The sequence below is a fragment of the Parasphingorhabdus marina DSM 22363 genome (assembly GCF_900128895.1).
Lineage (GTDB): Bacteria > Pseudomonadota > Alphaproteobacteria > Sphingomonadales > Sphingomonadaceae > Parasphingorhabdus > Parasphingorhabdus marina.
In genome coordinates, this window is the sequence record NZ_FSQW01000001.1 from 1,810,227 (window position 1) to 1,824,586 (window position 14,360).

At 59.3% G+C, this 14,360-nt stretch carries 10 protein-coding genes; 2 read left to right on the top strand and 8 right to left on the bottom strand.

Annotated elements, in window-relative coordinates; translation table 11 throughout:
- Positions 1-21: 21 nt before the first annotated feature.
- Both BUQ90_RS08950 and BUQ90_RS08955 read right to left on the bottom strand, forming a co-directional pair.
- On the bottom strand, positions 22-2,661 hold the full coding sequence (locus tag BUQ90_RS08950) for a DUF2339 domain-containing protein (protein ID WP_074204650.1): 2,640 nt from the start codon (positions 2,659-2,661) through the stop codon (positions 22-24).
- The gene (locus BUQ90_RS08955; RefSeq protein ID WP_074204651.1) at positions 2,661-4,616 is read right to left on the bottom strand and encodes a S9 family peptidase; all 1,956 of its coding nucleotides are present in this window, start codon (positions 4,614-4,616) and stop codon (positions 2,661-2,663) included. The genes BUQ90_RS08950 and BUQ90_RS08955 overlap by 1 nt, the downstream gene beginning before the upstream one ends.
- A gap of 83 nt (positions 4,617-4,699) precedes the next feature.
- On the opposite strand from BUQ90_RS08955, the gene pabB reads away from it, so the two are divergent.
- Positions 4,700-6,472: an aminodeoxychorismate synthase component I gene (pabB, locus tag BUQ90_RS08960; RefSeq protein WP_074204652.1), complete on the top strand. Its 1,773-nt coding sequence runs from the start codon at positions 4,700-4,702 to the stop codon at positions 6,470-6,472.
- Here the strand turns inward: pabB and hemN are convergent.
- Positions 6,469-7,791 carry an oxygen-independent coproporphyrinogen III oxidase gene (hemN, locus tag BUQ90_RS08965; protein ID WP_074204653.1) on the bottom strand — a complete coding sequence of 441 codons (1,323 nt, stop codon included), beginning with the start codon at positions 7,789-7,791 and terminating at the stop codon, positions 6,469-6,471. The two genes, pabB and hemN, sit on opposite strands and share 4 nt — an antisense overlap.
- 135 nt (positions 7,792-7,926) lie before the next feature.
- Between hemN and BUQ90_RS08970 the strand changes: the two genes are divergently transcribed.
- Positions 7,927-9,216, top strand: coding sequence for an O-acetylhomoserine aminocarboxypropyltransferase (locus BUQ90_RS08970; RefSeq protein ID WP_074204654.1), 1,290 nt, complete (start codon positions 7,927-7,929; stop codon positions 9,214-9,216).
- 199 nt (positions 9,217-9,415) lie between these two features.
- On the opposite strand, the gene BUQ90_RS08975 is transcribed toward BUQ90_RS08970, so the two are convergent.
- The 5 genes from BUQ90_RS08975 to BUQ90_RS08995 form a co-directional block, all read right to left on the bottom strand.
- The gene (locus BUQ90_RS08975) at positions 9,416-10,060 is read right to left on the bottom strand and encodes a PEPxxWA-CTERM sorting domain-containing protein (protein WP_084192583.1); all 645 of its coding nucleotides are present in this window, start codon (positions 10,058-10,060) and stop codon (positions 9,416-9,418) included.
- 195 nt (positions 10,061-10,255) lie between these two features.
- Positions 10,256-11,332: a glutathione S-transferase family protein gene (locus tag BUQ90_RS08980; protein WP_074204656.1), complete on the bottom strand. Its 1,077-nt coding sequence runs from the start codon at positions 11,330-11,332 to the stop codon at positions 10,256-10,258.
- A gap of 13 nt (positions 11,333-11,345) precedes the next feature.
- Entirely contained in the window at positions 11,346-12,140 is a 795-nt protein-coding gene (locus BUQ90_RS08985; RefSeq protein ID WP_074204657.1) for an SDR family oxidoreductase, read from the bottom strand.
- A gap of 41 nt (positions 12,141-12,181) precedes the next feature.
- Positions 12,182-12,835, bottom strand: coding sequence for a 2-hydroxychromene-2-carboxylate isomerase (locus BUQ90_RS08990; RefSeq protein ID WP_074204658.1), 654 nt, complete (start codon positions 12,833-12,835; stop codon positions 12,182-12,184).
- A gap of 15 nt (positions 12,836-12,850) precedes the next feature.
- Complete coding sequence (locus BUQ90_RS08995; RefSeq protein ID WP_074204659.1) at positions 12,851-14,353, bottom strand: GMC family oxidoreductase; 1,503 nt, start codon at positions 14,351-14,353, stop codon at positions 12,851-12,853.
- Positions 14,354-14,360: the final 7 nt, after the last annotated feature.

The window sequence follows — 14,360 nt, forward strand, 5'->3', positions numbered from 1 at the left end:
GGTTGAACCCGATAGCCGCATTCACGTTTTCTCCGGATCGGGTTCTCCCGATTTCATGACCTTGCCATAGATCCAGCCGATGCCGATCAGGGCGATGCCGAGTCCAAGGAAGGACAGGATCCGCAACAGGCCGTCCAGCTGGGCCGCATCGAACAGGAATACCTTGAACGTCACCACTGTCATCAGCAGCAGACCGGCAATGCGCAGGACGACATTGGTGGTCTGGATTCCCCGGGCCAGCCAGGCAATGGCGAGGATCAGCAGCGCCGCGCTGTAAAGATAGGTTTCGGTCGACGTGAAGGCCGGAGACGCAATGTCCGAGCCATGCACAGCCTGACGGACTGTCACCATCACTGCAGCCATGGCCGCGACCAGGCTGGTGATTTCCAGTGCCCGGGGCAGGTTGGGGAGGGCATCGCGCACTGCCGGTGTGCGCGCGAAAACCCACAACCAGATCGCCATGGCGGCATAGTGCAGGGACCCCAGATTGGCGACCGGTGCGGTTCCCAGATATTGTATCTCCGCCATCGGGCTGAGGAGGAAGATGTCAAACCAGAGGAAGCGGAACAGAGCCAGTGTGCCCAGCACGGCGCCCAGCATATGCAGCGGCCGGGCGAGATGGTCCGGCCACGGCTGCCGCAACAGCAGCCATCCGGCCAGCGCAAGCAGATGCGTGAAGACCAGACGCTCCGCAAAGCCATATTGGGCAAAGGCCTGAATGGGCCCGATCGCCAGTGGCTGCTTGGCGAGGTGATAGAGAAATCCGCCGCAGGCGGTCAGGCCGATGGTGGCAAGGATCTGTGACCCGCGTCTGCCCCAGACATCGCGGTAGAACCAGGCGAGCGCCGTCATGACCACGCCGGGAGCGAAAACCTGTAACGCGATATCACCAGTTGCGGGAAGAAGGCTGTAAAGATCAGTTTCGCCAGCGAGGGACTGCATCAGCGTTTCAATCAAGGGTGCGCCGAAAACGGCCATCAACAATCCGCCAAACCCCATGAACAGGCCCGCTTCGATTTTGACAGATCGGCGATTGACGAAACCCGCCCAGGCGATGAGACCGCCCGCTACGGCGACTGCGACGAGCACGGCTGCATCTTCCGGCAACCAGAGCCACAATGCGAATGCCAGGAACAGCGCAGCGATTCCGCTCGCCAGAGGCTGTGGAAGGCCGGTTTCGTGAATCCGGACCCGCCAGGACAGCAATGCCGCATTGGCCGCGACAAGGGCACAGAGCAGCGCCCAGATATTCTCGCTCCAGTCGAGATTGCCGGCGGCGGCGGCAACCATGGCCCAGGCAGCCGGCGCCAGGACACCAATGACCGCCCAGATCCACCCGTCCTGCTGGCGCGCATGAAACAGATGACCCGCAACCATGAAGAGTGCGATCAAACCGGCGGACGCCGTCAGCGTCATCTGGCCGGCTCCGTCACTCCAGAAGGAGATGGCCGTCATCGTCAGCGACAATCCCAGGGCACCTGCCACTGCCGGAGTCAGACTGTGATCTTTCCAGGCCAGAGCAATGCTGAAGACCGACAGCACTCCAAAAAAGGCCCAGCTCAATAGTGAAAACTCAATCAGCGGCGCGAGGAGTATCAGTTGCAGCAAGCCAACCACCAGAGGGACGGACTGCATGACCGGGCGTGCGATTGCAAAGCTGGTGCCGGTCCGGGCGAGGGTCAGGACGCCGCCAATGGCAAGCAGCACAATGAATGCACCGATGAAGGGCGCGGTGCTGCTGACTTCAAGAAACAGCAGCAAGGTGGTCCAGATAACGCTGCCGCCAGTTGCCAGCAGCGCCAGCCACGCCCAGCCGCGATAAATGGCGAGCCCGAACAGCCCGGCCGTGAAAACGGCCAGATAGATCAACAGCGGCGCAACAGATTCAGCGCCGAGTCCGGCAACATAGGGCGCCGCAAAGCCGCCGATAAGCCCCATGATTGCCGTCGGCGGACCGTGTTTCTGCGACAGCGCAAAAGCCAGGATGGTGATGACAACCACGCCGGCAAGGGCACCGGTCAGACCCAGCAAACCATAGAGTTCGCTGGCCATGTACAATGTCGCATAGAGTACGGCGATGCCGGCCCCGGCGAGGGAATGACCAATGCGCGCGTCGTCACGGAATATCTGGCCAAAACGCGGGATGCGATAGCCGAATTCGCTGAGGCTGATCAGCAGGATTCCGAACAGGGTTGCGGTGATGCAGCGCGCCGTCGGACCGAACAGACCGGCTTCAATCGAAAAGCGCACGAGGAAAAACCCCGCGAAGATCAGGGCAATTCCGCCAATCCAGATTGGCAGCTTGCCGCCGATCAGCTCCTCAAAGCGCTTGGCGGCACTTGGGCGCGGTTCCGGTTCAATTTCTTCTGGTGGCGGCGGGCTCTCGCGGACAATGTCGGGCAGCGGTTCGGCCGCTTTTCTTGCGGTGGGAGCCGGTTTTGCAACTTTCGGAACGGCAACAGGGCGAGGCTTTTCCGTCGGCCGGGGCTGCACTTCGGGCTCCGGTTTCGGCTCGGGCGGTGGAGCGCTGTCGGCTCGGGGCCGGTCCAGCGTCTCGCTTTTCATCCGGATGATCTCATCCTTGAGCGCCGCGAGCTTTTGCCGGGTGTCGATGACGAGGATGATGAGAGCAAGCAGCCCGCCAATCAGCAGCAGTTCCATCAGCGCCCCTTTCCGTCTGAGTCATTGAGAAGATGCTTTTGCCAGAATAGCAGGCTGGCCCAGAACTGATAATCGGCATTGGCCTTCTTGCGAAAACCGTGCCCCTCATTTTTTGCGAGCAGATGCCAGGCCGGTCGGCCATTTGCGCGGACCGCTTCAATGAGCTGGTCCGCTTCACTGGCGGGGACCCGCGGATCATTGGCACCGGTCACGACCATTAGCGGCAGGTCGATTTCACCGGCGCGGCCCAGCGGGCTGATCTCCTCGAGTTTCGCGCGCTGTTCAGGATCCCGCTCGTCGCCATATTCGCGGCGGCGCAGGTTCCGGCGATAGGCCTGGGTGTTTTCCAGGAAGGTGACGAAATTGGTGATACCAACGACTTCCAGTCCGGCTTTCAGCTGGTCCCCGTATCGCAACATCGACGCCAGCGTCATGTAGCCGCCATAGCTGCCGCCGGTGACCGCGATACGCTTCCGGTCAATGCGCCGGTCCTTTTGCAGTCTTTCCAGGAACGCGCCGATGTCGAGCACGCTGTTTTCCCGGAGGAACGGCCCGTTGTCGAGTGCCACAAACCGTTTCCCGAACCCGGTCGAACCGCGGACATTGGGATAAAATATGGCGACACCCAGCTCGTTGATCAGATAATTGTTCCGGCCAAGAAAGCGGGGCGTGGCCTGTCCCTCCGGACCGCCATGGATGTTGATGATCAGCGGGCGCCGGCCGGAATGGCGATCCGGATCGGGACGATAGAGATATCCCGACATTTTTTCGCCATCGAAGCTCGTAATCTCAATCAGTTCGGGCGCAACATTGCGCGCCGCATCCAGCCCGCCCGTTTCGCTCCGCGTCCAGCGGGTGATGTCGAGGGATTTCGGATCGACACTATAGGCATCTGTGCCGGTCCGGTTGGCATTGAGCGTGAAACCGAGCTCGCCCCAGGGGGCAAATTTGAGATCGCTGATCACCCCTGCAGGCAGTGCCTTCACGGTCCGGACACGGCCTCTTTTCATGTCATAGATTTTGAGCATCGACCGTCCGGCCTGATTGACTTCATAGGCCAGCCAGCGGCCATCCGGGTTGATATCGAAATCGGCGATATCCCATTTTTCCTCATCCAGAACCGGTGTGAACGTGCCGGTTTTCTGATCCACCACGCCGACCCGCTGGACATCGCTGCCAAAGTCGGATGCTGCCCAAAGCTGACCATCCGGCGCAAAGCTGAGGCCATTATAGGCGACAGGTTCGGTGCTGTTGGTCAGCTTGGTCGAGGTGCCGTCAAAAATATTGATGAGATAGAGCTGATTGTCCGTGATCGAGACATAATTGAACACCAGCAGCTTCTTGTTGTCGGGGGAAAAATCAATCGGGAACCAGCCGCCACCGGTCGATGCTACCAGCATCACCGCACCTTCCGGATTTTCCGGGTTCATCAGGTAGATATCGTTGTACAGCCCGGTGCGCTTGTTCGAACCAAAGGCGACAATTTTCCCGTTGCTCGCCCAGGGACCCAGGCTGTTGCGGCTTTCGCCATCGGTCAACAATTTCGGACGGCCGTCTTTCAGAGCAAAGATCTGGTTGACCTCGTTGCCGCCGCTGTCTTTCTGAAACAGCAGTGATGAACCGTCAGGCGCATAGCTCGCGGATCGCACCGGTTCGCTGGCAAAAGTCAGCTGTTCGCGCGTGGACATGGGTTTCCGCACCCGGTGCAGCTGACGGGTATCGGCAAAGCGGGTGCTGATCAGCATGGATTTTGTCCGCGCGTCCCAGTCGACAAAACTGGCGGTGCGAAACTCCATATAGGGGCGGGTCTTTTCGACAATATCCATCGGAATGTCCGGCACCTGATCCGCGACCAGCGCCGCGGGCTTGGGTGCAACAGGCTCTGCCGCTGTGCCGGATGCGCTGACCGCAATGGCCATGGCGGCGATCAGTGCCGTCAAAAAATTCCTGCGCATTTTGCGCTTCCCCCTGCCTGTCTGTGGTCGCCATGAATCATGCTTGTGGACGAAAGGGTATAAATGGAATTAGGGGATGTGCAATGTTCTCGGATGGCCCCTTCATTTTGCTCGACGACGCGCGGGCCACCCATGCCGCACCGCCCCGGATATATCGCCACCCCGTGGAGATCGTAACGGCCTCGTCGCCGGATGAACTTGCGGCCGGTCTCACCCGTATTGCCGAGGCACAAGGGGAGGGGCTGCACGCCGCGGGCTATTTGTCCTACGAGGCCGGGCTGGCAATGGAACCCAAACTGGCTCCGCGCCTGCCGGATAACCGCCCATGCCCTTTGCTCTGGTTCGGGCTTTTCGAGGATTTCGAGAGCCCCGATCCCGCCAGTCTGGCAGAGGCGTTTCCCGATCCGGCGGGAGCCTGGCTGGGACAGCTTCGACCGCGTTTGTCCCGCGATCAATATGACCAGGCTTTTGATGCCGTGCAGGAATATATTGCGGCGGGAGATATCTATCAGAGCAATCTGACTTTCCTCGCCGACGCGCGGTTTCGGGGTCATCCGCTGGCGCTCTATGCGGCGATCCGGGAGCGGGCCAGGGCCGGATATGGCGGTATTGTCTTTGACGGGACAAACTGGATTTTGTCTTTTTCTCCCGAATTGTTTTTCGCAAGCAAGGGGAACCGGATCACGGCACGTCCGATGAAGGGAACCGCAGCGCGGGTCGCAGATGAAACAGCCGATGCCGCCGTCCGGGAGGAGCTGCGGAGCGATCCCAAGCAGCGGGCGGAAAATCTGATGATCGTCGATCTGCTGCGCAACGACCTGTCACGGGTGGCGTCTCCCGGGACGGTTCGGGTGCCGGACCTGTTTCATGTCGAGACCTATCCGACCATCCATCAGATGACCTCGACCGTACAGGCAGATCTTCGTCCCGGCCGTTCCGCCGTCGACCTGCTGCGTCAGATCTTCCCCTGCGGATCGATTACCGGCGCGCCCAAAATCCGGGCGATGGAAGTGATCGATGAGCTGGAGAAAGATCAGCGCGGAATCTATTGCGGTTCGATCGGCCGGATCGATGCCAGTGGCGACAGCGCATTCAATGTCGCGATCCGGACCTTCTTCGGGAAACAGGGCGAGGAAAAGCTTTCCATCGGGCTGGGCTCTGGCATAGTGGCAGACTCTGTTCGCGGTGATGAATGGCGCGAATGTCTGGCCAAGGGGAGATTTGCCAAAGTGGGTATCGGTGCCGAGGAACCCGTTCCGGTTGACCTGATCGAGACCATGGCATTTGACCCTGCGGAGGGGATCGCCCGGCTGGAAGAGCATCTGACGAGGATGAAGGCCAGTGCAGCGGCGCTGGAATATGAATTCGACCGCCACGCCGCGCGCAACAATATCCAGGCGGTGACATTCCACCAGGAGCAACCGGCAATGGTCCGCCTGATGCTGTCACGGTCGGGCATGACGTCGATCGAACTGAAACCGCTGCCCGAGCCGATGTCGGAGCCGGTCCGATGCCAGCTCGTGCCGCTAAAGGCCGATGCGGCCGACTACCGCCTCCACCACAAGACCAGCGATCGCCGGGTTTACGCAGCGGATGATCTGGACGACGGAGTGCACCCGGTGTTCGTCGATGCGGAAGGCTATGTCACCGAAGGTGCGATCTGGAATGTGTTTGTCGAACGCGACGGCCAGCTCCTGACCCCGCCGCTCTCCCGCGGCCTGCTGCCCGGTGTGCTACGGCGAGAATTGGTGGAGCAAGGCAAGGCGGTTGAAGCGGACCTGCGTGCGAAGGATCTGGCGGACGGCTTCTTGCTCGGCAACAGCGTGCGTGGACTGGTTGGAGCGCAACTCCCCTAAATCGCGCTGCTGAAGCCGCCTTTGCTGTTGTGCCGATAGGGATCGAATATTGCGGCGATGGTGCGCAGATAGGGGGTGGCGCTGTCGGTGCAGGTGATGTGGCCATCGTCCCGTTCGATCAGGCCGCGTTGTTCGAAGGAGGCCAGTCGCTCGGCATAGGTTTCGGCACCGTCCAGCCCGCCGATTTCGGCTTCGCCGCGGCACAATATGTCTTCGATGATCTGGCGGTGTGCCTCGTCCCGGGATGTGCGATGCACGCCGAGGGAGGCGGTTAGTCGACCGGTTGACACCGCGTTGCGCCAGGCACCGACATTTTTCTCGTTCTGCAGGATTCGGTCGGGGAACAGGCTGATCGCGGTCGCGCCCATGCCGAGAAGCCATGGGCTCGGGTCATGCGTATAGCCCTGGAAATTGCGGGAAACTTCGCCCGCCCTGGCGGCAACAGCCATTGGATCATCGGGCAGGGCGAAATGGTCGAAGCCGATCGCCTCATATCCTGCCCGGACCAGGGTCTGATAGCCCAGCGAGGACATGGCGAACCGCTGCAGCTGATTGGCCATGATGCTGGTGTCCATCCGCCGCTGCCGGGCGATCCGTTGTGGCAGGTGGGCGTAACCGAACAGCGCGATCCGTTCCGGGCGAAGTTCGATGGTCTTGTCCAGGCTGTCGCTGAGATCCTGACCCGTCTGGCCGGGCAGGCCGTACATCATGTCGAAATTGATGGACTGCACGCCATGGGCGCGCAGCTGGGACATGGCCGACGCGATGGTCTCATAGGGTTGGACCCGTCCGATCACCTGCTGGACTTCGGCCGAGAAGGTCTGGACGCCCATGCTGGCATGGGTCACGCCCGATTGTCCGAGCATTGCTGCCCATTCGCCATCAAAATCACGCGGGTCCAGCTCAACCGAGATTTCCGCGCGGTCTACGTGAAAGCTATCCTTGAGCGCGGCGATCAGATGGGCGAATTCCTGTGTCGAAATGGCATTCGGGCTGCCGCCGCCAAAGGCAATGCGCTTCACCACATGCTTGCTGGTGAGCAGCTCGCCCATGATCCGGATTTCGGCGAGCAGTGCATCAATATAGGCCTGGAGCCGTTTCTGCCGGTTGGCCCGACCGGTATTGCAGGCGCAATAGTGGCAGATGGTGTTGCAATAGGGAATATGCAGATAAAGCGAGATTTCGGCGCCCTCCGGAATCGCCGCCACGGCGTTTTCCAGCACGTGATCCTCTCCCACGGGTCGAAACTCCGCGGCTGTCGGATAACTGGTATAGCGCGGAACGGGGCGCCGGAGCAGGTCGGGATGATATGGCCACATGCGGGGCTTGATGACGAAAATTCCGGTGCCTGTCTTTGAGCCATATCAAAAGCGGGGATGCGCAGCGCAAAAACTTGCGATAACAGGATGGCCAAGTGATTCCCGAATTTCGAACCGACAAAAGGACCGAACAGCATGACCGACCAGCCCGCACCCCAGCGTCTTGAAACCCTTGCCGTCCATGCCGGGACCGAACCCGACCCCGCGACCAACGCGCGGATCACGCCGATTTACCAGACCGCCTCCTACGTGTTTGATGATGTCGAACATGCGGCGAACCTGTTCAACCTCGATGCGTTCGGGAATATCTACACCCGGATTATGAACCCGACCAACGGGGCGCTGGAAGGCAAGATCGCGGCGATGGAAGGCGGAGCAGCGGCATTGGCCGTGGCGTCCGGCCATGCGGCGCAACTGCTCGTCTTTCATGTGCTGATGGACCCCGGCGCACATATTGTTGCGGCGAAAAAGCTCTATGGCGGCTCGCTCAACCAGCTGGCGCACAGCGTGAAGAAATTTGGCTGGGACGTGACCTTTGTCGATGCCGATGATCTGGACGAGGTGAAGGACGCAATTACCGACGCCACACGCTGTGTCTTCATCGAGAGCCTCGCCAATCCCGGCGGCGTGGTCCAGGACATTGCGGGGATCGCCGATATTGCCCATGATGCGGGCATCCCGCTGATCGTCGACAATACCATGGCCTCGCCGGTACTCTGCCGCCCAATTGAACATGGTGCGGATATTGTCGTGGAAAGCGGTACCAAATTTCTCGGTGGCCATGGCAACAGCATTGCCGGCCTGATCGTCGACAGCGGCAGGTTCGACTGGACGCAGAGCGAGAAGTTCGCCTTCCTTAATCAGCCCAACCCGTCTTATCATGGCAAGGTCTTTACAGACGCCTTTGGCGAAATCGCCTTCATTCTCGCCGCGCGCGCGCTGTCGCTGCGCGATCTGGGTCCGGCACTTGCGCCGCAAAATGCGTTCCACATCCTGACCGGGATGGAAACTCTGGCCCTGCGCATGGAGCGGCATTGCGACAATGCGCTGGCGCTGGCGAAATGGCTGCAGCGCCGGGACGAAGTCAGCTGGGTCTCCTATGCCGGACTGCCCGACAGCAAGTATCATGATCTCGCGCAGAAATATCTCGGAGGGAAAGGTGGCGCGGTGTTCACCTTTGGCCTGAAGGGTGGCTATGACGCCGGCGTCAAACTGGTCAGCGCGGTGCAGATGTTCAGTCATCTCGCCAATATCGGCGACACCCGTTCACTGATCATCCATCCCGCTTCAACCACGCACAGCCAGCTGTCCGGCGACGAACTCGAAGCCGCCGGCGCCGGTCCCGACGTCGTGCGCGTGTCGGTGGGGATCGAGCATATTGACGATATTATCGCCGATATGGAGCAGGCCCTGGCGGCGGTTTAGGGCGGATTTTGTGAACCCAGGAAAGCCGGGGGTAAAACGCGGCTTTTTGCCCCTTTTTTCGGCGGGTTTGACGCGAGCTTCACCAAGCTGGTGATCGTGATGTAGACTGCTGTGTCCCGAAAGCGGACGTTTGCGTCTTCATAGAAAACCTCGCCAGATCGCTCTGGCGAGGTTTTTAGGGTAATCTTTTGTTGCGGACTTAAGCGAAGCTGACCTTCACATTCGCCTTGCGCTGACGCCGCATGGCACCGCCAATCGCACCGAAACCCAGGATCATGAAGGCCCAGGTCGCTGGTTCAGGAACAGCGGCGGCCCCAAACTTTACGTCGTCAAAAGCAAAGCCGTCATCTCGCCCTGCCAATGCCCGGATTTCCAGAGAGGTAAACGCTGTATCAGATACGAAGCCAAAAAACCCGTCAGCAGGAGCAATCTCTTCACCAGCGACGAACAGGGTCGATCTGGCAACACCGTCATTGATCTCGTTGAATGTCGCTCCCCAGGAAGTTATCGCATTTGCAAAGGTGATGAAAATGGAACCACCGTCGCTGATCCGTCCCGAAACCGAAGGCGTGCCGTTCACATCGAAACCTGTTCCGAACGGCCCTACATAATTTTGGCTGGGATTGTTGGAGGAACCGACCTGGCTGAAGGTTTGGTCCCCAATCACCAGGGGTGCCAGATCAAATCTTGTTTCGGCTACAAAGGCGTTGAAATCCTCCAGCATTGTCGGCCCGGCAGCCGCATCGAATGCTGTTTCATCAGTAAAAATCGTAACGGCGGCGTTGGCAGTTGCAGGCAACATCATTGCGATGGCGGTAGCAGAAGCCAAAATTATTTTTTTCATAGTTAATCACCCAATTCCCGGAGGTACCGCAATTCATCCAGTCACTGCAATACCGCTTAGTGTTGCAAACCCAGCTTGAAAGATACCATAAATCTTTGTTCTCAACTACGCATATTTCGCGCTGCGATAAAACTTTGTGTCAAAACGACACAAGACCGACGCCCGCTTTTGCGCCCTGAGCAGTCGCCACCCAACCTATGGAAGTCCGCCTTCGAAAACATTGATGGCTTTGCCAAAGGGAAGATGATTGTCGCTGTTAAATCCTGACTGGGCCGGAACGTCTGCATTCCAAAGAATATCCGCCTGACCATGCGGTAGCAAGTTCTTGACCGAGTCCTGTTGTGCCGGGGACAAGAGGTTAAACCGCCGGCGCAGCTCTTCCAGGCACCAAACGCGATACTGCGAGACGGCGATATCGCGATAATCGCAGCCTTGTACGGTCATGTCGAACCGCTCTGTATCTTCGGCGAAGGCTGCGGCATTGGCAGCCAGCTGCACCAGATGGGTTTCGCAGATTTCCTTTAGTAACGGCTCCGCATCGTCCGGAACTTGCGTGACGAATTCCGGTTTGTGTGTGTTTTTGGCATGCCACATGCGGGCGACCCATTCAAAGACGGCGGGCGCGGTGTTACGCATGATTTCCTGCGGCGTGGGATCCTGGCCATAATGCCGGAACATCGGGCCCATCATGCCATAATCCGCCAGCGACGGCGCATTGCCTAATAGGAATGGCCGGTTTTCCAGCATGGCCGTCATGCCGGCCAGCGCATTGTGGTAGGACTGTTCGATATGCTGGCGGGTGGTGTCGGTCACCCCGTCCCGTTTGACATAGTGGCGCACCTGGCGGCGAATGATCATGCGTTGTCGCATCCACCGGGGCATTTTGACATGCCCGGTCAGCTCATCGGTCAGGACATTCGAGGCCAGTTGCCGGTCATAATCATACCACCAGCGGTAATACATTGCCGATCGCCACAGCCATTCGTCGCCATAATCCTCAATGAGATGGGCCATGAAACCGACTACGGGATCCTGCGGCAGAACGGGATTGTCCGGATGGATCGTCTCCAGATGCATGATGATCGGTGTGGTGTCTGACATCCACTTCCCGTCATCATCGACAATCGGCATTTGCACCGCACCGACTTTCTCCTTCAGCATTTCGGCCTTGTCATAGGGCGTCGGCAGCGCGGTGTAGGCGATATTCTTGTACCGCAGATAGGCTTCTAGTTTGCCGGTATAGTAGGAAATTCGGGATCCGTAGACTTTCATGACGCCCTCCTGATCAGAAAATGGAGCTGTGCTGACCACCGTCAATCACGATATTCTGGCCGACAATGAACCGCGCCAGCGAACTGCACAGAAAGGCGGCCATCGGCGCGAGATCGTCGGCATCTCCCATGAAACCCGCCGGTATGTGGTTATGCTCGCGGAAATGGGCACCGACAATTTCCGGTTTGGGTTCCAGGCCGAACGCCTCGGCATAGGCACCCATGATTTCCGATGCCCCCTCGGTGGCAAACATGCCCGGCAGCAGATTGTTCAGGATAACACCATGCGGCGCAATTTCCCGCGAAACACTGGCGGTGTAATTGAGCAGGGCGGACCGCGCCGGACCGGACATCAGTCGCCAGATCATGGGGTTTTTGGCGGAAAATGTCGCAATATTGACGATCCGGCCCCAGCCTTTTTCCTTCATCACCGGAATATAGTTCCGCATGATCTCGATCGGTCCGATCAGGGCGGTCTCGACCGAGTCCCGCCACATGTCTGCGGACACTTTCAGAAAGTCTCCGTTGGGATCCGGCGGCTTGATTGTAATCGCCAGGATATCTGGGTCAGGGCAGGCGGCGAACAGGGCCTCCCGTCCGGCTTCGGTCGACGAATCTGCAACAACCGGCGTGACAGATACGCCATGTTTCGCAGCGATTTCATCCGCCGCTTTCTGCAATCGCTCTTCGCCGCGAGCGGTGATGACCAGCTCTGCACCGGCCTCGGCCAGTCGTTCGGCGGTGGCCCGCCCCATGCCGGCGCTGCCGCCGGCCATGATCGCTTTTTTGCCCTTGATCTGAAGATCCATTTCCCGTCTCCTTTTGTCTGTCACTGGATTTGTTTTCTGCATCAGCCTGATGGATTTCGGCGCAGCCCGGCTTCGTCGAGCCGCCAGCGCAGCGTGTCGATCCGGTCCTGGCCGAAAAAGGGTTCGCCCTTGAAGACCATTGTCGGCACGCCCCAGTGACCGGATTGCTCGAGCAGTTGGTGATTTTTCTCGATCTCGGCCCTGGCATCATAATGCGCAAAAGCGTTTTCCATCTCTGCCAGATCGAATCCCGCTTTTCGGGCAGCAACCGCCAGATGATCTCCTTCGTCCCAGGCTTCGGTTCCACCCCATATCAGCGCCGCGACATGATGAGCGAAATCGATCCCCTTGCCGCGGCGTTCAGCCTCAACGCCAAGCGTTGACAGACGCCAGATATAGGGTTGTTCTTCGGGAACCTCATAGGTTTCGAGATTCTGGACGACCGGATCCGGTCGAGGCCAGACAAATGGCAGGCCCAGAAACGCGGCCCGGCGCCGGGAATCCATGACGATATATCTCGGGCGCTTCTTGTCGGCGGCATCAAAAATCGTTGATTTGGCGCGCAGTGCGATCGGCAAAACCGGGCGCAGGACCACGCTGACCGCATAATCCTCGCGGAGCTTCAGCAGGTCCGGCGTAACCAGATAGGAATAAGGGCTTCTGAAGGACCAGAAAACGTCGACACTATTGGCCATTTCGATTTTGCCTTTCTACTTTTGCAAAGAGTCTTGGTGATCAAATTCTGCGGTCATTTTTCGCGCGATACGTTCTGCAATCATCACGCATCCCAGATAGGTGTTGCCCGCCGGGATAGTCGGCATCACCGATGCATCGACCACGCGCAGGCCAGCTGTGTTTCTGACCCGGCAGTCGGCATCCAGCACTGGACCCATTGGACAGGTGCTGGTCATGTGCCCATAGCTGACAAGCCCCCGGTCGAGTGCGATCGAAACCGCGTCTTCGCTGGCAAGATCGCAGGGTATGACCGGCTGGCACCCGGACTGACGGAAGGCTTTGGACGCTTCCCATTCGGCAATCTTTCGAAACGCTTGGCGCAATTGCTCCCGGCCATTTTTCGGCAGGTCGGGAGCGGTGACGACCGGATCCAACTCTGCGCTGTCTCCCAGTTGTACCTTGCCATTGCCGGGAGAGTGCATCAGGAAAGCCGCCATGACAAAATGGGTGGAATCCTCGGTTGGCGCGGGCGCGATCGGGAACAGATGATAGTCGACATCCCGGCCATTGGACGCGCCGATATAGAGGGATTGCGCAGGTCCGGCAGTCCCGCCACGCGGACCCGGATGCATATAGGGCACGCTTGGGCCCAGATGATCGGCCATGGTTTCGCCTACGGGTAGGTCGGCCTGAACGGCGATACCATGCTCGGCCAGATGGGCAGCCGGACCTATGCCGGATCGCATAAGCAGCGCTGGCGTCCACAGGGCCCCGACTGAAACGACCACCTCGTCGGCATCAATCTGTTCACCACTGTCGAGGGTCACTCCGGTCGCTCGTTGTCGGTCTATATGAACGGTGGACACCTTTGCATCGGTGCGGATCTCCAGATTTTCCCTCTGCCGGACATCGGCTGTCAAATAGGCGAGGCTGGTCGACAGGCGATTGGCGTCCTTGTCGATCGTCACCGGAAAGATCCCGATGCCAGGCGACTGGCCGGGATTATTGATGTCTTCGACAACAGCATTTCCGGTTTCGGCCATGCCATCAAAAAAGGCGATTTGCGCGTGGCTCATTTCGTCACGACGCCAGCGGCGGACGCTCAGGGGGCCAGAATTTCCGTGGATCGGACTGGAGCCGAAGTCCTGATCATTCTCGGCGGCAATGAAGGTTTCGGCCACGTCGTCCCAGCCCCAGCCGTCCAGGCCGGATGCGGCCCAGCGGTCATAATCTTGCGGCAAACCTCTCAAGGTGGCCAGTCCATTGGCCGCCGAAGTGCCGCCCAATATCCGGCCCTGCAATATCGGAATCGCGCCATTTTGCGTCTTCATTATCGTGGTGGCGAGGGGGACGGCACCCTGCCAGGCATCGCCTGCACGCGCCGGATCCAGAATGGCCGAATCATAGCTGCTGTCGTCAGGCCCGGCTTCCAGCAGCGTCACGTGGATATTCGCACTTTCACTGAGCCGGGCGGCCAGAACCGAGCCGGAAGTTCCACCACCAACAATGAGGATATGATGTTCTTTTTGCACCACCATTGCCCTT

Excerpts from the sequence above, each read along its gene's own strand:
- BUQ90_RS08970 (WP_074204654.1), top strand. The coding sequence starts at position 7,927 with ATGACCGACCAGCCCGCACCCCAGCGTCTTGAAACCCTTGCCGTCCAT.
- BUQ90_RS08955 (WP_074204651.1), bottom strand. The coding sequence starts at position 4,616 with ATGCGCAGGAATTTTTTGACGGCACTGATCGCCGCCATGGCCATTGCG.
- hemN (WP_074204653.1), bottom strand. The coding sequence starts at position 7,791 with ATGTGGCCATATCATCCCGACCTGCTCCGGCGCCCCGTTCCGCGCTAT.
- BUQ90_RS08950 (WP_074204650.1), bottom strand. The coding sequence starts at position 2,661 with ATGGAACTGCTGCTGATTGGCGGGCTGCTTGCTCTCATCATCCTCGTC.
- BUQ90_RS08975 (WP_084192583.1), bottom strand. The coding sequence starts at position 10,060 with ATGAAAAAAATAATTTTGGCTTCTGCTACCGCCATCGCAATGATGTTG.
- BUQ90_RS08985 (WP_074204657.1), bottom strand. The coding sequence starts at position 12,140 with ATGGATCTTCAGATCAAGGGCAAAAAAGCGATCATGGCCGGCGGCAGC.
- BUQ90_RS08990 (WP_074204658.1), bottom strand. The coding sequence starts at position 12,835 with ATGGCCAATAGTGTCGACGTTTTCTGGTCCTTCAGAAGCCCTTATTCC.
- BUQ90_RS08995 (WP_074204659.1), bottom strand. The coding sequence starts at position 14,353 with ATGGTGGTGCAAAAAGAACATCATATCCTCATTGTTGGTGGTGGAACT.
- BUQ90_RS08980 (WP_074204656.1), bottom strand. The coding sequence starts at position 11,332 with ATGAAAGTCTACGGATCCCGAATTTCCTACTATACCGGCAAACTAGAA.
- pabB (WP_074204652.1), top strand. The coding sequence starts at position 4,700 with ATGTTCTCGGATGGCCCCTTCATTTTGCTCGACGACGCGCGGGCCACC.